Below are 18,721 nucleotides of genomic sequence, written 5' to 3'. Positions count from 1 at the left end.
AGGATATCTTACTGAACTTTTGAGGTATTGGTAAGCGCTGAGACAACACAGTTATCCAGAATGCAACATTTGGGTAACATCTTCTTACAAAAACGAGCAGGAACATATCACCAAAATGGGTAATAACGGATATTCGTCAATCTTGAGGCTCATACCCCCTGACGCAAATATCCACCGTTTCCTATCACAGAAAACAGTGGATATAGACCCAATGCACTTTCCTGAAAAAGTGCATGAAATATTTGCCTGACTTATTTATACACCGGCAACCTGCCACACACCTCAGCTACCTTGGCCTGTACCTTCTGCTCTTCGGCACTGCTGTCGCCAGCCGCCAATGCATCCAGCAGGTCACAGATCCAGTTGGCGAGATCCTTGCACTCCGCCGCCTTGAAGCCACGCGTAGTCACGGCAGGTGTACCAATACGTAACCCTGAGGTCACAAAGGGGCTTTGAGGATCATTCGGCACGGCATTCTTGTTTACCGTAATGTGCGCACGACCCAACGCAGCATCAGCATCCTTGCCAGTAATGCCCTGTTTGACCAGGGACAACAGGAACAGGTGATCTTCAGTCCCGCCGGAAACGACATCATACCCACGGGAAATAAAGACTTCTGCCATGGCTTTGGCATTCACGACAACCTGACGCTGATAATCCTTGAAGGAAGGCTCCAGAGCCTCTTTGAAGCATACCGCTTTAGCGGCGACCACGTGCATCAGCGGGCCACCCTGCTGCCCGGGGAAAACGGCCGAGTTCAGTTTCTTGTATAGATCGGCATCACCTGCGGCTGAAAGAATCAAGCCACCGCGAGGGCCTCGCAAGGTTTTGTGCGTAGTCGTTGTTACCACGTGTGCATGTTTGATTGGGCTGGGATATTCCCCCGCAGCTACCAATCCGGCCACATGTGCCATGTCGACAAAGAACCATGCACCCACGGAGTCCGCAATTTCACGCAAACGTGCCCAGTCCACAATCTGGGAATAGGCAGAAAAGCCGGCAATAATCATGCGGGGCTGATGTTCTTTGGCCAGCTGTGCGATCTCGTCATAATCAATCAGACCAGCTTCATTCAGCCCATACTGCACGGAGTTGTAGTTTTTGCCTGAAAAACTGGGCTTGGCGCCGTGCGTCAGGTGACCACCAGCATCCAGACTCATCCCGATAATCGTGTCACCGGGTTTAACCAATGCCTGATAAACCGCGGCATTCGCTTGAGAACCCGAGTGAGGCTGAACATTCGCATAGTCAGCACCAAACAACTCGCAAGCACGTTCAATGGCCAGATTTTCAACAACATCAACGAACTCACAACCGCCATAGTAACGTTTGCCGGGGTAGCCTTCTGCATATTTGTTGGTTAGCTGAGAGCCCTGCGCTTCCATCACACGGGGGCTGGTATAGTTTTCTGAGGCTATCAGCTCAATGTGATCTTCCTGACGCTGAACTTCGTCTTTCATTGCATTCAGCAGCGCATCATCGTAACCAGACAGGGACATGTCTCGAGTAAACATGCAGGACTCCTCGGAGTAACATTAAAAAAACAGTGCATCAGTTGAAAGAAGCGCTTGGGTACGCACCGCTTCAATCACACATTTTCTGTCAGAACGAGACTGAACGACGTGTTCACTCTTGTCTCGTTTGAACCATGCGGCATAGCCCAATGGGCGACATCATACCTTAGGCTGAAGTCCATTACACGACGAATGTCGGTTTCACATTCTCTCGTGTCGCCGACGTGCCTTTATGCGCTTTACACACGGGAAACGAATGCTATACAACAAACGTTATATAACAGATGACAACGGCTTCATACCAGGTTGGCTGGAGATACGACGGCTCAACGCTCGGGCAAGAACAACCAGTTCGATTACTGCACAGATTATCAATAGATAACCCAGAGATTCCGTACCCTCTTCGCCCATGTTTTTGGCGATTCTGACATAGTGATCCGACAAGGCGGTTTCCCATACGACTTGACGACCTATCAGACGTGAATAGACATAAACCGTCAGGAATCCTCCAATGAATAGTCCAAAGGAGCGAGTACTCATGAACAGACAAAGTTCATCAATGAACCGTTTGCGCATGATCCAAAGATAGCGTGCTGTCAAGGCAATGATAACGATTGCAGGATACGCCCAGAAGCCATGTGCGATAGCATCCAGCCAATAGTCATTTTCTCTGACAAGAGACACCAGCAAAAACATCGCCAGCCCCATCATTCCAACAGAAAAGACACGGTAACGCTTGCGCGCGAACAGCAAAAGAACGATGGCAAGGCACAATAGCAGGCTCTGCCCCACTTCGGTAAAGGAGCGCTCGGAAAATTTCAGATTGTCTGGAACCAACCGTGCAGCATCCCATAGTATTCCACGACAATAACCTGCAAACAGCGCAACATAGAGAAGGATACGCACGAGAGTCGCAAGCACTTCACGCGAATTCAATTGAGGGACTTGCACGCTGTTTTTTGCGGTAGAAAATTCATTTTTCACTTTAAATTCACAGAAAGGTTGGAAATGTGGCGTATTCTGACACATTCGATTATCGGCTAACAGCGTACACTTAGCCTTGGCGACGTTGTGGAGTTCAGAATGCGAGTCAGTCTGTGTTAACTACTCCATTCTACGCTGCTCATTGGCTGAATCGAACATGTTACATCGACGAAATAGCCCGTAGGGAGGGCTTTCATGACACTTAACGAGACACAATCCGCGTTTGTCTGCGCCATTCGACTTGATGGTCACGGGCACGGCGAGGAAATCGGTCAGGACGAATTAATAAAAAGCTGGCCCAATGATCCATCCCCTTTGTGGATGCACCTCGATTTCAGATTTGAAGATACCCCCTACTTTCTGGAGAAGCTGGCCGGATTGGAGAGCAATGTCTCGGATGCATTGATGGAATCTGCCGTTCGCCCACGGGTAGCCAAATTCCCTGATGGTATCATGGCAACATTGCAGGGGATTAATCTAACCGAAGGCAGTGCTCCCGATGATCTCGTTTCAGTACGCATTTGGATGAGCGGAAATCGCTTGATCACCTTGCGTCGTCGCCCATTGAAAGTGGTACAGGAAATCCGCGAGACCTTTCCTTCATCCTCAGGCCCAACAGACCTCACCGGTATCGTGGCAGAGCTCTCGGATCGCATGGTGGATCAGTTGGGTGAATTCCTGCTGAGAATTGATCAATCCCTGAGCACCTATGAAGAACAGTTCATTGACGGTGAAAACGTCACCATATCATCACTGGCACAGCTTAGGCGCCCGATGATTACCCTGAACCGTTTTGTTGATCCCCAGCTTACCAGCCTGACGCGCCTGATCGACCCATCCATCGGTCTAACGGAAACCTACCGTTTATCGTTACGCGAAGTAGTCAACCACATGAACCGCTGTTCCGAAGATCTTAAAGCATTACAGGATCGAATTACGATGCTTCAGGATCAGATTATCAACGCACATAGTGACCTGTTAAACAGCCGCATGTACTTGATGTCGTTCATTTCCGTTATCTTCCTGCCATTGAGCTTTTTAACCGGCCTACTCGGTATCAATGTGGGGGGCATCCCTGGTGCTTCGGATAAACATGCGTTCTATATAGTCGTTATTATTTGTGCCATTATCAGCGTACTGATCCCCACAGGAGTCAAATTCTGGCAATGGCGTAAAAAACACAAGCGCATTGCCGCAGAACGCAGAAATCAACACTTCCCTCACAGATTCTAGGGCACAACGACTTCCATGCAAGGGGCAAACGTTGAAAGCTAACACCGCATGAATAGAGGGGAAACAGCCGTTAAAGCCTTCACTATCGCCATAGCACCGCCTTAGGCAGATAAATAGCACCGCCTTAGGCAGGAAAAGAGGTGTTCCATCCACGTTTACCCACGTCGGTGGAACAGCTCGGACCAAATTTAACGACGTGTCAACGATCCACGTGCCCTAGACTACGTTCCGGATCGATACGGTCACGCACTTTGCGCTTAAGTACTTTTATCTCGGGAAATCCCCCATCGCGGACGCGTTCCCACAAGACGTCTCCCTCCAGGGTAATCTCAAAACGTCCTCCATGTGAGGGTGCCAGTGCGACCTCGTCAAGGCTTTCACCAAACGTTTGCAACAACTCTTGTGCATACCAGCCTGCACGAAGTAGCCAACGACACTGTGTACAATAGTAAATAACAATTTTCACAATCCCTCCTCCATTCAAGCGGTATTTGGCTAATGCAGTTAACCTTTTGATTTTACGCGATCAGATAACGTCTTTACTCCTCACTACGATAAAACATAAAGCTGCCCTGGAAGAATTGAAGTGAACATTCTACAAAAGCGCTTGTCTTCGATGAAGAAGAGGATTATATAGCCATTTATAACTGTCGCTGTGGAATTGAACGAAGTTCATGGGGGTGGAAAATGAATACTGAGACCTACTCAACTGAAAGCAATGATCTTGATACTCTCGACGATATGGAGACTGACGTCGATAATTCTGAAGAAGCCGTTAATGATGAAGAATACTCCCCTTATCGCCAGGGGAAAGCGAATACGGATACACGTCGGCGTGTAGAAGCGCTGCTGGAGGAACGCCGTCTGAAGAAAATGATTGATGATTGGGATGACTGGGGAGAATAGCCAAGTGGTGGGCAAGCCCTGGATCGGCCTAATCAGGCAGTATTGTTAATGTTGAAGGTTGGTGAACGAAAATCTGATGGCGGAACGCTCACGTCCCCTTAAGAGGATGAATAGTCATTTAATTTGCCAACATAGTGCGTGTTATATCCTGTAAGGGGGCGAAGGCTCCCGGCACCCTTCGGGCCTTAAAGCTGACGTCTACCTGCTTACTCTTACATTCTCTTCATTGGAACGTTTCATCAGCGATCAACAACGTACCGGTACGAGGGCCTGAGCACCTATCTGGCCCTGTAACATTCTTTTCTTTCGCCCATGACTAGCCATTGGCGTGGAGTCTCTTTATCATTCCCGCCTATAACGGAACTGATTCCTGACTGACATTTACAAGGCACGACAACACTATGGCGCAATACGTCTACTCGATGAACCGCGTGGGAAAAATTGTTCCTCCCAAGCGTGAAATCCTGAAGGATATCTCCCTCTCCTTTTTCCCCGGTGCCAAGATCGGCGTTCTGGGCTTGAATGGTGCGGGGAAATCCTCCCTACTCCGCATTATGGCGGGCGTAGACAAAGAGTATAACGGTGAAGCCGTTCCCATGCCGGGCATCAATGTCGGCTACCTGCCGCAAGAGCCCGAGCTGGACGATACCAAAACAGTGCGCGAAACGGTGGAAGAAGCACTTGGCGAGGTAAAGGACGCTCAGGAAGAACTGGAGAAAGTGTACGCCGCTTATGCTGAACCTGATGCAGACTTCGATGCGCTCGCCGCAAAACAGGCCAAGCTTGAAAATATTATCGAAGCGGCAGATGCTCATAATCTTGAGCGTAAGCTCGAAGTAGCCTCCGAAGCGCTGCGCCTTCCCCCGTGGGAAGCAAAAATTGAACACCTCTCCGGAGGGGAACGTCGCCGTGTCGCTTTATGCCGCCTGCTACTTTCAGGGCCTGACATGCTACTACTGGACGAGCCAACCAACCACCTGGATGCTGAATCCGTCGGCTGGCTCGAACGTTTTCTTGTGGAATATCCCGGTACCGTTGTCGCGGTCACCCACGACCGGTACTTCCTGGACAATGCGGCCGGCTGGATTCTTGAGCTGGATCGCGGCCGTGGTATTCCTTTCGAAGGCAACTACTCGCAGTGGCTAGATAACAAGGACCAACGTCTGCAACAGGAAGCCAAGCAGGAAGCATCCCGTCAGAAAGCCATCAAGCAGGAGCTTGAATGGGTGCGTCAGGGGGCAAAAGGTCGACAGGCCAAGAACAAGGCGCGCCTTGCACGCTTCGAAGAGATGCAGTCCTCTGACTTCCAGACCCGTAACGAAACCAATGAAATTTATATCCCACCGGGACCCCGGCTGGGTGACAAAGTCATCGAATTCCATCATGTCTCCAAACGTTTTGAAGGCAAATTACTGTTTGAAGACTTGAGTTTTACGGTTCCCAAAGGAGCAATCGTGGGGATCGTGGGCGGTAATGGTGCGGGGAAATCTACTTTGCTTAAGCTGGTGACCGGCAAAGAACAGCCTGATGAAGGTGAAGTCGTCATCGGTGATACCGTGAAAATCGCGTATGTTGAACAGCTGCGTGATGCACTGGACAACAACCAGACGGTATGGGAAGCCGTTTCCGATGGTCAGGATATCCTCAATATCAACGGTTACGAGACGTCTTCACGTGCATACGTCGGGCGTTTCAACTTCAAGGGTACTGACCAGCAAAAATTCCTGAAGGATCTTTCCGGTGGGGAACGTGGGCGCCTGCAGTTGGCTCAGACGCTTAAACAAGGCGCCAATGTTTTGCTGCTGGATGAGCCGTCCAATGACCTTGATGTGGAAACACTGCGTGCACTGGAAGAGGCCTTATTGGCATTCCCCGGGTGTGCCATGGTGATCAGCCATGACCGCTGGTTCCTTGACCGTGTAGCGACCCATACCCTGGCGTACGAAGGGGATTCGAAAGTTGTCTTCTTTGAAGGCTCCTACTCCGAGTACGAAGCGGACTATCACAAGCGGGTAGGTACCGACACACCTAGGAAGGTCAAATACAAACGTATTGATGCCTAAAGGAACAAGAAAGAATACCTGTGCATGTATCGCCTGTTGCCCAATGGGGGCGTGTACAGGTAAGCACCATTCAGCCTTTCATTAAAGGCCATAAAAAGGGAGCCCAACGGCTCCCTTTCTTATTCACATATAGTGTTCAATTCACACATACTAAAATGTATTAGCGGGCCACTCATCAATATCATCCTGCTAATAGAGAGGTGGCTCCCCTTCCGGGCGTGTTTTGAAACGTCGATGTAACCAGAGGTATTGCTCGGGATGACGTCGAATTGCACGCTCAATGAAGTCGTTGACCCGAGTTGCATCTGCTATTTCATCACCAGTAGGGAAATCCTCGAGCGCGGGCTCATATTCCAATGTGTACGTTCTGTTGTCATCATTACGATGGAACATGAACGGCACCACAGGCGCACCTGTTAAGCGTGCTATTTTTGCCGTTAAACGAATGCTGGCAGCATTAATTCCGAAAAAAGGCGCAAAAACACTGGCTGCACGACCAAAGTCCTGATCAGGCGAATACCAAACAATATTTCCCTCTTTAATTCGCCGTATCACGCCTCGTAGATCGTGCCGATCAATCGCATTGCCATGAATACCCCGCCGGGCCTTCGTCATGAATCTTTCAAACAATGGATTATCATGACGTCGATAAACGACATCAGCTTTATTAAAAAGCGAATGAAGCGCGCCGCCCAGATCCAGCGTGGAGAAATGAATACCAACCACCAGGACGCCTTTACCTTGCGCCTTCGCCTTTTCAATATACTCGCTACCGCGATAAATCACTCGGTAGCGCATATGCTCCGGGTCACGACACCATGCGGTTGCCGTTTCGAAAACGCCGATGCCATTGGCATGAAAGATACGCCGTACCAGATGTGCCTGCTCGTCCGCGCTTAGTTCAGGAAAACATAAACGGATATTGGTTTCAGTGATATGACGGCGCCGCTTGATGAAACGATAACCGAATTCACCCAATGCCTTGCCCAACACGATTTTGACCTTCCATGGCAGGAAAGCTGCGACATGAAGTGCACCAATCATTAGCCATGTGGGCCAATAAGCAGGATGCCAAAAGGAGTGTGGATAGGTTTTCTTTGCCATTCGTACGAAGCCTTTCCCCTGCTCTATTCACCTACGGGAATACGTGGCACACGTGCCATAACCCCCGTCATCAGCGTATAGTTGATGGTATCGCAGCAAGAGGCAACTTCATTGATGTCCAACACAGCCCCTTGCAAGGACACACCCCACAATGTCACCTTATCGCCCAGCGCAACTGTTGGCAGGTGTGTCACATCAATAGTCATCATATCCATCGAAACTCGCCCAGCGACATACGCACGCTCCCCTTCCACCAATACCGGTGTTCCCTCGCGGGCATGGCGGTCATAGCCATCGCCATAGCCGCAAGCGACGACCGCAATACGTGTAGGCTTATCCGCCACAAAACGGCCGCCATAACCCACTGGCTCACCCACGGGGACGTCACGAAGTGCAATGATTTCACTCTCCAGAGTCATCACCGGTTGGAGCTGGCGACTTAACGCATTGCTGTGTTCAAGCGGATCAGCACCATAAAGCATCAACCCCGGACGATACCACTCTGCCGAAATGACCTGCTTCAAGGTCGCAGGTGAATTCGCCAATGAGCGTGGCACCTCATGGCCCATGTCACTCAGCCGCTGAGTCAACTGATCTACCTGAGCCTGTTGGTACTTGAACCGATGGTCATCCTGACTGTCTGCGGTAGCAAAATGCGTCATCAGGTGCAAATCCGCCACCTTTTCACTCGCTGATAAACACTGCCATGCTTTAACGATTTGATCCGCATCAAGGCCAAGACGGTGCATGCCTGAATCAAACTTTAACCAGATATGGATAGGTGAAGACAGGTTACTCCGCCCAATCGCGTTGATCTGCCATTCGCTATGTACAGCTGTCCAAATATTATTGGCTGCAATCAACGGGAGCTCATCAGCAGAGAAGAAACCTTCAAGCAATACAATAGGTTGCTTGATGCCCCCTTCCCGCAGCACCATGGCTTCTTCGATGCTCGCCACAGCATAGGCTGGAGCCATATCGGAAAGCGCGCGGGCACACATGAGCGCCCCATGCCCATACGCATTGGCTTTAACGACAGCGACTGCCTTCCCATTCGGTGCACATTTACAGGCTAACTGATAATTATGGCGTAATGATTGGAGATTAATACGGGCACGCAATGGACGTGACATACAAGCTTCCTGATCCATCCAAAAATCCAAAGAAAAAATCCGCGTCGAAGATCTGTTACAACACGGTTCGACTTCACACGGATGATATCCCGGAAAGCATAACACCCCGGACGAACATTGTCGTCACGGGGTGTTAGCCTACAGGATCGGTTCACAATGAAACGCAACCGGTCATGAACAATCGAAATATCGATCCTGTCGGGAATCAATGCCCAAGATTGTTGATATTAATATTGGCATTGCCAATGGGCTGGATACCCTTGCCATCCAACCGAACAGGTGTGTCATCATGCACCAGCCAGCGATTCAAGGATTGCAAGGTGCCCAAATCAAGTACACCTGCTTCCTGACGCAGCTGCAGCATGTCCAAAACGTAGGTGTAACGGGCCGTTGCCAAATCAGAGAGCGCGTTATAGTAGTTCTGCTGAGCATTCAGCACGTCGAGAATGGTACGTGTGCCTGCGGCATAACCTTCACGTGTTGCCTGTAAGGAAACGCGGTTGGACTCAACGGCACGGCGATCTGCTTCAACCGTATCGACATCATAATTGGAACGGGCAAAGTAGGCACTCACCTGCTGAACGGAGGTTCTTAGCTGTTCAATGGCAGAGAACTGTGCGGCTTCCAGCTTATCCGTATTCTCCTGTACCTGAGCACTAGTGGCACCACCGGTGTAAATCGGAATGGAAGCCTGCAGACCAATGGAATTATAACCATTGAAGCCGGGCAAGCGGCTGGTGCCACCATGAGAGTAGGATGCGATGGCTTCAAGTGAGGGCAAATGCCCGGCTTGAGCCACATTGACGTTCTCACGTGCAAGATCAATTGCTGCACGTGCGGCACGCAACGCCAGGTTCTGTGTACTCGCCATATCCACCCATGCCTGGCGAGATACAGGCTCAGGCGATTTGATCGGCATGTTGTCAGCCAAACGATCAATACTGGGATACTGTTTGCCTGTCAGCTGTTCGAGCGCGTCAAAATCAACCTGTAACACACTCTCCTGCGAAATACGTTGCGCACGCGCAGAATCATAGGAGGCTTCGGCTTCACGCAAATCCGTAGCTGCCACCACACCAACATCAAACTGCTGTTGGGTTTGGATTAACTGACGGTGATAGGCAGCTTCCGCCGCACGGTAGGTATCCAGTAGTTCTTTCGCTTGCAGCACCTGGAAATAGGCCTTGGATACATTGAACAACAACAGCTGGCGACTGTTGGCAAAGTTCAAGGACTCTTGCGCAGTCTGACGCTTGGCCGCTTTAAGCTTGTACCAGTTAGTCGCGTTGAAAAGCGTTTGGGTCGCCTGTACGGAAACCGTATTTTCATTATACGAACCATTCAGGGCATTACTTGATTCGCTATGATAATTACGATAACGCTGGACACCCGCAGTAGCGGATACCTGAGGGAGCAATTGGCCCAATGTGACACGCTGTGCCGCGTGTGTGGCACTCAGGTTGGCCCGATCGGACAACAGACTGGCATTGTTGGACAATGCATCCTGAGCAATAGAGATTAAGTCTGCCGCATGCGCCAACTGAGGCGCCAGGGAGAGACCGAGAACCAGAGGCAGCACTCTGAACGTCGACATTGATGCCTTCCTATCCAATAATCTTGAAATGATCCATAGAGGGCGCCGGAACAAACGGTGCCGCGGAATAATTATGCCACCCAGAATATCATAGTTTAAGTTCTTACATACATGGGTGCATGTATTTATCATAATTCCGGTATGTTGAATTGAATAGCGCTATTCGAAAATAGATTCGAGGGTTAACCCCTGCTGATCCAACGTACGGCGTAATTTTTCAAGTGCATTCACCTGAATCTGACGGACTCGTTCACGCGTAAGCCCTATTTCTGCACCTACTTGTTCCAGTGTAGCCGATTCATGACCGCGCAACCCAAAACGTCGGACAACAACATCTTTTTGTTTCTCGGAAAGCTCATCAAGCCATGCATCCACTTGAGCCCTGACATCTGTATCCACCATATTGGATTCAGGCGTCAGCTCGTTTTCATCGGCCAGCATATCAAGTAATGGACGCTCCTGATCTGCGCCGGAAGGGGTATCCACTGAAGCGATACGCTCATTCAAGCCGAGCATTTTTTTGACATTTTCTACCGGACGATCCAAATGCTCAGCGATTTCTTCCGCCGTTGGCTCATAATCCAATCGCTGCGCCAACTCACGGGAGGCACGCAAATAGACGTTCAACTCCTTGACCACATGAATGGGAAGACGAATAGTCCGCGTCTGGTTCATCAATGCGCGTTCAATCGTCTGGCGAATCCACCAGGTCGCATAGGTCGAAAAACGGAACCCGCGTTCGGGGTCAAACTTTTCAACCGCACGGATCAGCCCGAGATTGCCCTCTTCGATCAGATCCAGCAAGGTAAGCCCTCGATTCAAGTAACGTCGGGATATCTTGACAACCAATCTCAGATTGGACTCGATCATCCGTTGCCGGCCTACCGGATCTCCCTGCCGCGCCAAACGGCCGAAATGAACCTCTTCCTCAGGCGTAAGCAAGGGAGAAAAACCAATTTCACTCAGGTAAAGCTGAGTCGCATCCGGAGAGCCTGAATGGGATGACTCGGCACGGGCAGATGAGTGCCGTGCAACTACCTCTTCAAATGCTGCGTCATCCTCTTTATCTTCTTCATCAGTTGCCAATACCTCTTCGTCGAATCCGATATCGGCTTCTGAAACGTCTCCTTCAACCTCTGTACTTATTGTACTTTCGATCTTGCCAGGAGGCTTTGATCTGACACTGGTCATCGCACACATAACAACTCTCCTTCATCCATGATGAGAAGCAGAATCCATCATCCACTTCTCCTGCCCCTCAGAAAGCGCATGAGTGAGCACCCGTTCATTGAGGATGCCTGGCTCAGTGGCGGCAACACACTAGTGTCAAACCAGCGTATTGCGTGTCTCACGAGTCTTTGTACACAACTGTCACGTCTACCAACACTATCATTGCCAATGGGCGGTGAACATCCTGTCAACTGGGCAGAATGCTGGCCGTGTTCATCTTATTGCTTGGGCAAATAATTGACTGGATCCACAGGCTTGCCATCCTGACGGATTTCGAAATGTAGCTCTACCTTGGAAGATTCGGTATCACCCATAGTGGCAATCTTCTGCCCCGCCGCCACTACATCACCCTCTTTAACAAGCAGGGAAGCATTATGTGCATACGCGCTCAGGTAGTGATCATTATGGCGAATAATAATCAGATTACCGTATCCGCGCACACCATTACCGGCATAGATAACAAGGCCGGGCCCTGCGGCATAAATGGGTTGCCCCTGCTGCCCGGCAATGTCGATCCCCGACGTAATATCAGAACTGTTGCCATACTGACCAATAACGGTGCCATTTGTAGGCCACTGCCAATGGATAGTGGTGGCCGGCACATATTTACGAGTTGCATCAGCCTGTGGCCTGCTGGAAGCAGAACCGGCAGCCTGAACCTGATGAGGTGCCGTGGTAGTACCAGCGGTAGAAGGCTGATTTTGATTGGTTGCAGTATTGGAAGAATGATTCGCAGATGAAGCAGGGGTCGCCTGGGAATTTGTGCCAGTGTTATTCGCCTGCCCATTGGAAGCAGCCGCCCCGGCTATAGCGCCTGCCGCTGCTCCACCTGCAGCACTTACACCATTGCTGTTGCTCGTTCCATTCGCGCCATTACTGCTGTTGGAGGGCAGCAGCCAATTATCGCTATTGCTGGAAGTAACGGGAGCCGAATCATTGCCCAGTGCATGAGTTTGGGTGCCCGATGCATTGGCACTGGTTGTTGAACTGCCCGCAGAGGTCGAAGGCGTCGAGCTTGTGCCATTCTGATTCAGACGAAGTTTCTGCCCGACACTCAAGGTATAAGGAGGCTGGATATTATTCAGTTGAGCCAACTCCTGATACGACATTTTCTGACGCCAGGCGATGCTATACAACGTATCGCCACTTCGAACCTGATACGTAGAGTCGTTTGAACCGATACTTGAGGAAGAGGTATTGGCATTGCTACCACCATTGCTACCATTCCAGTTAGCGTTTTGAATCACGGGGTCTCCGGAATTGCTCGCGCACCCTGCAAGGGCAGCCACCATCACCATGGCACTCGCCAAGCCCGGGCGTAACCACTGTTTGAAGCTGTTCGCTCGAATATCGTTCGGGTTACCCATTCGTGTATTCCTCACCATTACCTTTACTCCGTATTCTTGAAACCCTGACGCCCAGTGAGACAGGTGAGCATGAATCCAGCCAGTATGCACACTAGAGCCCCTGGAAGATGGGCAGGCTCACCCGTGATCATGGCATAAGTCGAGGGAGACAAATGCGTCACCGATAGGGGAAAAGCCTGCCCGGCTCCCGTCAGAAGATAGTCGTCCACCTGCTGCCAAGGCCAAAGCAGGGGGAAAGTTGCTACCATTAAACCGGCTAAAAACAACCGTAGCAAACCTTGAGCCTTGTTTTTCATGACGAAAAACAAAAATGTTAACACTATCAGCGCCAACACGATGCCAAGGCCGAAGCCTATTTGCGGCATGGTGACATGGCTTTCCATGCGCGACAGAAACACAGGATGCCCGATGATTGCCTGGCTAAAGTCAAAGCTCACTCCGGGCAAGTAACACGTGAAGGCACCTACGATGCCCGATAGCACTCCGCCCCCAAAGCCACCCCCCACCCAAGAGGGCAACATTGGCAACGCATGCATACAAAAAAGCCCTAGCAGCAGTGCAAAAAACTTTTTGAGCCCCATCAACCGCGTAGTAATCAACAATTGCATAACGGCTGATAATACAACTCCCAGAGCGAGCGCATTGGCCAGGATGCGGTGGCTCGTGCCCCACTGCAGTACCCAGGGTTGGCACCCGAACATTCCAACCAGGGTTCCTGCAAGCAAAACCAGAAACAGCCCCACATTTGCGCCACTTACAAAAGAGCATTGGTCGGTGTCGCGCGCTCCTGTTTTGCGATGAATACAATGTTGGCTATCCATCCGGCTCTGGCTATCGATACTATCCTGGCTCGCAATATTGTTACGACTACCACTACGATACGGCGCTTCTGATTGCGCAATAATCTGATTCTGTTCATTTAAACCGGAATTGCCCCCTAATGGGCAGCAAACTTTAGTCGTAGATGAACGATAACCCGTGCGTGAAGAAAGAGTGTTGATCCAGGTAAAGGGCCACTTCAACAGAGCATGGAAGTTGTCAATACAGAAAGCGTAATGACCAAATGCCAACAAGAGGGTAGCCATTGACAGCCCGGGCCACTCTGCGAAAGCGCCTACGATGCCGCCATGCACAAACAATAACCCAATACATCCCAATGCGCGCGGTTGTTTCCACATCATGTGTTGGCCTAATACTCGTAGCTGCCGAATCAACGCAAGACTCCTTCGATCAAAGGAACAAATCTGACTGCTTCCAATTGTTGAAGATGTATAGAAGAAGCATTTTTCCGAGCCAGCACCAATCGTTGTTCATGAGAGAATTCGGTCTGTAATGGCGCAATAACCACTCCACCATCAGCAAGCTGGTGAATCCATTCAGGGTAAATTTCTGCCGTACACGCTGTTACTACAATAGCATCATAAGGCGCGTGAGCCTGCCAACCATAACGGCCATCTCCCGTACATTGCCGGACATTTCTGATATCCAGACGACGTAACCGGCCTTCTGCCTTTTTACTGAGTGCATGAATTCTTTCGATGCTGAAAACTTCCCGACAAAGATGGGCCAGCAAATACGTTTGAAATCCGGAGCCGGTACCCACTTCCAATACACGACGCGGTTCTTCCCTGTGAACCAACTCGCTCATTCGGGCAACTATCCAGGGCTTGGAAAGCGTTTGGTTAAACCCTATAGGCAGGGAATCGGAGCGGTAGGCATGATGGGAAAAAGCATTTTCAACGAAGAGATGGCGGGGAGCGTATGCCATGAGGGACAACACATCAGCATCGGATATTCCGTCGGCATGAAGAAGAGCCACCATACGGTCACGAACTCGTTGCGACGTGACGCCAATTCCGTTTATTTCGGCTGGAGTATAGGCATGTTGAGTGAAGGTGGCATTACGGAAAGGGTGTGAATCAAATGAACTTGTCATTAGGGAAATGCCTCACCTGATTGAATCCGCCTGCAAGCGACAAGACCCAAGCGAGATCGAATTAGAGCCCTTCAGCGGCAATCAGCTCCCGTAATACGGCGGTTGCGTATGCGCCACGAGGCAGCGAAAACGATAACCGAGCACTGCCCTGCAGCCCAGGACTCGAGCTCGCCGAAGCGCGCTGGTTCACCTGCGCATTTACGGGCGCGTGTTCTATATCGACCCACTGAGCATCTTCAAGAACAAGCCGTAATGCCCGACGTGCCATATTCACTCTTGCGCGTTCAAGCCCGTCTATTAGTTCAGCTTCCCGTTGCACGGCCTGTTGTTCGACAGATCGAGCGTCCAGCTCACTTTCCAACTGACCTTTACCCCATAGAGGGGCAGTAGGATGTACGTCGAATTCAGCGATGCGCTGCGCTATTTCAGCCATCGTCGCCTTGTTGCCTTGAAAAAAACTGTTGCTTCCCTGAAGGTTGAGCACCTCCCCCGGCAAGGCTTGATTCCAACTACCTGCATCGACCCGAGCACTGAGCGTCAAATTGAAGAGATAGCTGCGCGCGCTTGAAAGCATTAGGCCTTTTCGATCCTGCTTTTTGCTCCAACCTCGCTTGAGCAATGCACGTGATCGGGAAATGTTCTGCCCAAGATAACCAAAGCGCTGAGGGCCAAAGTAATTGGGGACCCCTGTCGATACTATTTGTTCCCATCGCTGGCGTAGAAAGTCACGTTGCTCTTCATCGAACGAAATAGTGATGACAAAACGATTGGCACGGTGACTGCCACGTTTCAGCTTGCGTGGGTGGCGTTGCCTACGCAACACGACGATACCGGATTGCTGAAGCTCAATAATATGCTCTTCAGCCAAATCGGATTGCCCAAGAAGCTCCAGGGGTAGCGACAACCATTGGTAGGTAACGGCTTGCCGATCCTTCAAGCCACTATAACCAATTTCACGTGCCGGAAGGCCAGTCACACGTGAAAGAATGGAAATAGCCTGTAACGTATCAATGCCACGTTTTTCAACCCAACACCATAAATGAGGGCCAAAGGCTTCAGGCACAAATCCAAGCTCTTCTGTTACCGAAAAATCCTCAGGTGTGGCTTTGAAGCAACCTTGCGGCGGCTTCTTGAAAACCCTTGACCACTCGGGGAGCACACTGCTGGCCTCCCGCGACACATCAGTCATAATCAGTGTTGTCCAGAGGTCGAGTTACCAGAGCTGGACGAGCTGGAAACGGCAGGTGCCCCTCCTTCCGAGGAACTATCCGCACTCCCATCGGTGTCATCTGGCTGAGAATCCGGGGAGCTACTGGCAACATCCGGCACCCACATGAATTGCTCGCCATTGCGCACCATCCCCAAATCTGTTCTGGCCCGTTCTTCAACGGCATCCAGCCCTGTACGCAGGTCAATCACCTCGGCCACGAGCTGATCATTACGTTCTCGCAATGCCTGATCAGTCTTGTTCAAGGCATCTACGCGAGCGGTAATGGACCGCAATTCGAAAATGCCGCCCTCCCCCATCCAGAGGTGATATTGCATCAAGGCCAGTAGCACCAATAATGCCAAAGAGACCCATTTCAACATTTAACTCATATCCATTTACTTTTATGTAAAACCAATTCTGTAGATAAAGCCGATTCTGAATTGGCTGTTTTGCGGTACGTTAAGTGTGAACTGCATGACCTGCTTCTACCTTTGCCGAGACCTGCCTTCGCGTTCGATACGGATCATGTCGAATAAAAAAGACACCTCTTTTCTACTCTTGCAATACTCATCCAACACGCAAATCATACGATACTGGCCATCCAGTGAATCAAGCCGAAGCAATCGGCAAAACAGAAAAAACAACGGCAGCGTTCACAGTATAGAGAGCAGAACTCGTGACCGATACCTTTAACATGCTTTTCTTTGTGTGATCACATGCTCATAGCGACAAATCCATAGCTACATGCCAATAACTACATGTCCATAACCACATATCCATAACCACATATTCATAGCCACATGCACGTATCTGTATTTCACGATTCTACGTGCATGGCTATATATTCATAACACTCTATTCATAGAGAGGGAACAAAACGGGCCAACCCCGGATTATTGCTTCGGTTTGCCTTGGGGTACGCTCGGGGAAGCGTGCGTATCAGTGAGTTCATCCTTTTCGGGATTCCCCGTGACACTCTTGTCCTGAAACCGGTTTGATCCAGTATACGCATGGTCGTCGGCAGCCAGTGAGGAAGGCTCCTGACTACGTAAAGTGGGAAGCTCGGTAATGGGTGTTCCCTTCTGGGCCATTTGCTGCTCAATATCCAATGCCTGCACTTCAGCCTGATCACGCTCTGCATTCTCTTCATGCGCTGCATCTTCGGCTTCGGCCTGCTCTGCGCCGGCAATCATCTCGGGCGTGACTGTGAGTTCAGCACCAACAGCTGAATGCGCCGGTGTTGGTGAAAAAGGGGCCACTGGCATGGGCGCAGGACGCTGGGAGCGCCGCCAAATGAAAAAGCCAACAAGAACAATCAGTATGACACCCATGCCGACAAACAACCCATTATTGCCTACTCTTGCCATCAACGGTGTCAATAATGGGGCTGCTACGGCGGAACCCAACGAATTGATCAACAGCATCCCCTGAGTCATCCCCACCAATGCACTGGGAGGTGCCCGGTCAGCCGAGTGACTCATGGAGACAGGATAAAGGGCAAACAGACCGCCCCCCAACAAGAAAAGTGTCACCATCAGCGCACCAAACCACCCTGTTGCCAGAGGCACCAGTAACGCGAGCGCAACAAGGAGAATGGAAATCGCAATCAGAACCCGCTGACGGTCATGGCGATCGGACCAGCGCCCGATAGGATATTGAAGCGCCATCCCCCCGAGTATCACTATGGCCATAAGCGTCCCTATTCGATCCAGCGAATAGGGAGGCGAATTATGCTGCAAGTACAAGGGCAGCAGACTATAAATACCCCCCATCAGTATGCCGGAACCAAAACTGCCCATCACGCCGGTAGGCGTCAACTTTGCCAGTTGCCATGGCGACAGCGGCTCGGCCGCTTCAAGGGTAGGTGATACACGAGGCAATATGGCAACAGGCAAGAGAGATAATGCTGCCAGCATCCCGATCAGGATGAACGGCTTGAGCGCTGGGTCAGAAGGAGTACCTTCATCAAAAACGCCAAGCAACAACTGCCCCAGCGCCAATGCGGCGTAATAGGAAATCATGTAAAACGCCAGTATTCGGCCGCGTTGTGCGCTCTCACCACTGGTAAGCAACCAGCTTTCGATGACCAGATAAACCCCCACCGTCGCCCAACCACAAATGAGCCGCAAGAAGAGCCATGAATAGAAATCAATCCACAAGGCCTGCGCGAGCGTCGTGGCCGCCACTATCGCAGCAAAACAGGCATAGGAACGGATAAAGCCGATACGCAGTAGAAGGCGTTCGTTGAACACGGCCCCAAGGCACAGGCCGATATAATAGGCAGCTGTGACATACCCGATGGCTTCGACGGAAACACCGGAAGCAGACAGCGTGAGGGGGACCAATGTGGTGAGAAAGCCACTCCCCAGAGCCATAATGAAAAGGCCCAGTAAAGGCGCTAATACCAGAGCAAACACTTGGCGGGGCATGAGGAACTCCATGCAATC

At 50.7% G+C, this 18,721-nt stretch carries 16 protein-coding genes; 3 read left to right on the top strand and 13 right to left on the bottom strand.

The features are described from left to right. Positions 1-251: 251 nt before the first annotated feature. On the bottom strand, positions 252-1,514 hold the full coding sequence (gene glyA, locus LMG33818_RS05300; protein WP_442322327.1) for a serine hydroxymethyltransferase: 1,263 nt from the start codon (positions 1,512-1,514) through the stop codon (positions 252-254). A gap of 273 nt (positions 1,515-1,787) precedes the next feature. Further along, on the bottom strand, positions 1,788-2,498 hold the full coding sequence (locus LMG33818_RS05295; RefSeq protein ID WP_442322326.1) for a hypothetical protein: 711 nt from the start codon (positions 2,496-2,498) through the stop codon (positions 1,788-1,790). A 195-nt stretch (positions 2,499-2,693) separates the two neighbouring features. Between LMG33818_RS05295 and LMG33818_RS05290 the strand changes: the two genes are divergently transcribed. Further along, positions 2,694-3,731 carry a CorA family divalent cation transporter gene (locus LMG33818_RS05290; protein WP_442322325.1) on the top strand — a complete coding sequence of 346 codons (1,038 nt, stop codon included), beginning with the start codon at positions 2,694-2,696 and terminating at the stop codon, positions 3,729-3,731. Positions 3,732-3,930: 199 nt separating this feature from the next. On the opposite strand, the gene LMG33818_RS05285 is transcribed toward LMG33818_RS05290, so the two are convergent. Next, positions 3,931-4,197, bottom strand: coding sequence for an Rdx family protein (locus LMG33818_RS05285; RefSeq protein ID WP_442322324.1), 267 nt, complete (start codon positions 4,195-4,197; stop codon positions 3,931-3,933). 221 nt (positions 4,198-4,418) lie between these two features. Between LMG33818_RS05285 and LMG33818_RS05280 the strand changes: the two genes are divergently transcribed. Both LMG33818_RS05280 and ettA read left to right on the top strand, forming a co-directional pair. Next, on the top strand, positions 4,419-4,637 hold the full coding sequence (locus tag LMG33818_RS05280) for a PA3496 family putative envelope integrity protein (protein WP_442322323.1): 219 nt from the start codon (positions 4,419-4,421) through the stop codon (positions 4,635-4,637). A gap of 401 nt (positions 4,638-5,038) precedes the next feature. Beyond that, positions 5,039-6,700 carry an energy-dependent translational throttle protein EttA gene (gene ettA, locus LMG33818_RS05275; protein WP_442322322.1) on the top strand — a complete coding sequence of 554 codons (1,662 nt, stop codon included), beginning with the start codon at positions 5,039-5,041 and terminating at the stop codon, positions 6,698-6,700. Positions 6,701-6,889: 189 nt separating this feature from the next. Here the strand turns inward: ettA and lpxL are convergent, their stop codons facing one another. From lpxL to LMG33818_RS05225, 10 genes are all read right to left on the bottom strand, one after another. Then, entirely contained in the window at positions 6,890-7,804 is a 915-nt protein-coding gene (gene lpxL, locus LMG33818_RS05270; RefSeq protein ID WP_442322321.1) for an LpxL/LpxP family Kdo(2)-lipid IV(A) lauroyl/palmitoleoyl acyltransferase, read from the bottom strand. A gap of 23 nt (positions 7,805-7,827) precedes the next feature. Then, positions 7,828-8,937 carry an alanine racemase gene (gene alr / locus LMG33818_RS05265; protein ID WP_442322320.1) on the bottom strand — a complete coding sequence of 370 codons (1,110 nt, stop codon included), beginning with the start codon at positions 8,935-8,937 and terminating at the stop codon, positions 7,828-7,830. A 205-nt stretch (positions 8,938-9,142) separates the two neighbouring features. After that, positions 9,143-10,531, bottom strand: a complete 1,389-nt coding sequence (locus LMG33818_RS05260; protein WP_442322319.1) for a TolC family outer membrane protein — start codon at positions 10,529-10,531, stop codon at positions 9,143-9,145. Between the two features lie 159 nt (positions 10,532-10,690). Further along, positions 10,691-11,722, bottom strand: coding sequence for an RNA polymerase sigma factor RpoS (gene rpoS / locus LMG33818_RS05255; RefSeq protein ID WP_442322597.1), 1,032 nt, complete (start codon positions 11,720-11,722; stop codon positions 10,691-10,693). Positions 11,723-11,979: 257 nt separating this feature from the next. Continuing rightward, positions 11,980-13,128 carry a peptidoglycan DD-metalloendopeptidase family protein gene (locus LMG33818_RS05250; RefSeq protein ID WP_442322318.1) on the bottom strand — a complete coding sequence of 383 codons (1,149 nt, stop codon included), beginning with the start codon at positions 13,126-13,128 and terminating at the stop codon, positions 11,980-11,982. Positions 13,129-13,151: 23 nt separating this feature from the next. Continuing rightward, a complete protein-coding gene (locus LMG33818_RS05245) occupies positions 13,152-14,342 on the bottom strand; it encodes an undecaprenyl phosphate translocase family protein (RefSeq protein WP_442322317.1) in 1,191 nt (396 codons plus the stop codon). Beyond that, complete coding sequence (locus LMG33818_RS05240; protein WP_442322316.1) at positions 14,339-15,064, bottom strand: protein-L-isoaspartate(D-aspartate) O-methyltransferase; 726 nt, start codon at positions 15,062-15,064, stop codon at positions 14,339-14,341. The genes LMG33818_RS05245 and LMG33818_RS05240 overlap by 4 nt, the downstream gene beginning before the upstream one ends. 61 nt (positions 15,065-15,125) lie before the next feature. Further along, on the bottom strand, positions 15,126-16,253 hold the full coding sequence (gene truD, locus LMG33818_RS05235; RefSeq protein WP_442322315.1) for a tRNA pseudouridine(13) synthase TruD: 1,128 nt from the start codon (positions 16,251-16,253) through the stop codon (positions 15,126-15,128). A gap of 2 nt (positions 16,254-16,255) precedes the next feature. Further along, on the bottom strand, positions 16,256-16,654 hold the full coding sequence (gene ftsB, locus LMG33818_RS05230) for a cell division protein FtsB (RefSeq protein ID WP_442322314.1): 399 nt from the start codon (positions 16,652-16,654) through the stop codon (positions 16,256-16,258). A gap of 513 nt (positions 16,655-17,167) precedes the next feature. After that, complete coding sequence (locus LMG33818_RS05225) at positions 17,168-18,703, bottom strand: MFS transporter (RefSeq protein ID WP_442322313.1); 1,536 nt, start codon at positions 18,701-18,703, stop codon at positions 17,168-17,170. Positions 18,704-18,721 lie beyond the last annotated feature (18 nt).

The organism is Cernens ardua, from assembly GCF_051251085.1.
Taxonomy (GTDB): Bacteria; Pseudomonadota; Gammaproteobacteria; order Pseudomonadales; family Halomonadaceae; genus Cernens; species Cernens ardua.
Note: the sequence above shows the minus strand (reverse complement) of the source record. Positions and strands in the feature narration are given on the sequence as shown.

Bases quoted from the DNA above. Each gene is read 5' to 3' on its own strand.
- glyA (WP_442322327.1), bottom strand. From the start codon at position 1,514: ATGTTTACTCGAGACATGTCCCTGTCTGGTTACGATGATGCGCTGCTG.
- LMG33818_RS05290 (WP_442322325.1), top strand. From the start codon at position 2,694: ATGACACTTAACGAGACACAATCCGCGTTTGTCTGCGCCATTCGACTT.
- LMG33818_RS05280 (WP_442322323.1), top strand. From the start codon at position 4,419: ATGAATACTGAGACCTACTCAACTGAAAGCAATGATCTTGATACTCTC.
- ettA (WP_442322322.1), top strand. From the start codon at position 5,039: ATGGCGCAATACGTCTACTCGATGAACCGCGTGGGAAAAATTGTTCCT.
- lpxL (WP_442322321.1), bottom strand. From the start codon at position 7,804: ATGGCAAAGAAAACCTATCCACACTCCTTTTGGCATCCTGCTTATTGG.
- alr (WP_442322320.1), bottom strand. From the start codon at position 8,937: ATGTCACGTCCATTGCGTGCCCGTATTAATCTCCAATCATTACGCCAT.
- LMG33818_RS05260 (WP_442322319.1), bottom strand. From the start codon at position 10,531: ATGTCGACGTTCAGAGTGCTGCCTCTGGTTCTCGGTCTCTCCCTGGCG.
- rpoS (WP_442322597.1), bottom strand. From the start codon at position 11,722: ATGACCAGTGTCAGATCAAAGCCTCCTGGCAAGATCGAAAGTACAATA.
- LMG33818_RS05250 (WP_442322318.1), bottom strand. From the start codon at position 13,128: ATGGGTAACCCGAACGATATTCGAGCGAACAGCTTCAAACAGTGGTTA.
- LMG33818_RS05240 (WP_442322316.1), bottom strand. From the start codon at position 15,064: ATGACAAGTTCATTTGATTCACACCCTTTCCGTAATGCCACCTTCACT.
- truD (WP_442322315.1), bottom strand. From the start codon at position 16,253: ATGACTGATGTGTCGCGGGAGGCCAGCAGTGTGCTCCCCGAGTGGTCA.
- ftsB (WP_442322314.1), bottom strand. From the start codon at position 16,654: ATGTTGAAATGGGTCTCTTTGGCATTATTGGTGCTACTGGCCTTGATG.
- LMG33818_RS05225 (WP_442322313.1), bottom strand. From the start codon at position 18,703: ATGCCCCGCCAAGTGTTTGCTCTGGTATTAGCGCCTTTACTGGGCCTT.